The sequence below is a fragment of the Vibrio sp. 10N.222.49.C9 genome, from assembly GCF_041474985.1.
Lineage (GTDB): Bacteria > Pseudomonadota > Gammaproteobacteria > Enterobacterales > Vibrionaceae > Vibrio > Vibrio crassostreae_C.
Genome location: NZ_JBFRVD010001478.1, coordinates 1 through 314, shown reverse-complemented (window position 1 = coordinate 314; position 314 = coordinate 1). Strand labels below are relative to the sequence as shown.

Annotated in this window: 1 pseudogene; it reads right to left on the bottom strand. The window is 44.9% G+C overall.

The window, feature by feature from the left end:
- Positions 1 to 314, bottom strand: a pseudogene (locus tag AB4585_RS28845) (alginate lyase); the annotation flags it as partial.

The following is a 314-nucleotide window of genomic DNA, read 5'->3' as shown; positions in this document are numbered from 1 at the left end:
ATAGACAATGCCCCACTCTGTATCAACTAAAGTGTTGTTTTCAATCGCGATGTTCTTTGGCGTCCACTGCTTGTTTAGCTCTTTGCCTTTCACAGATTGGTCAAGCTCTTCGCCATTCGCTACATCAATAATGCCAGTATTGATAACAATACCACCACGAAGATCCGCATTGCCTTCAATCAGGCCATCACGGCCACGAGTGTTAGCAATGTAGTTATTACGGATTACATGGTCTTCATCATAGATACGCATGCCGCCAGTGAGACGCTTGCCATTGCCTAGAATTACGTTGTCTTCAACGACGTTGGCTTTAC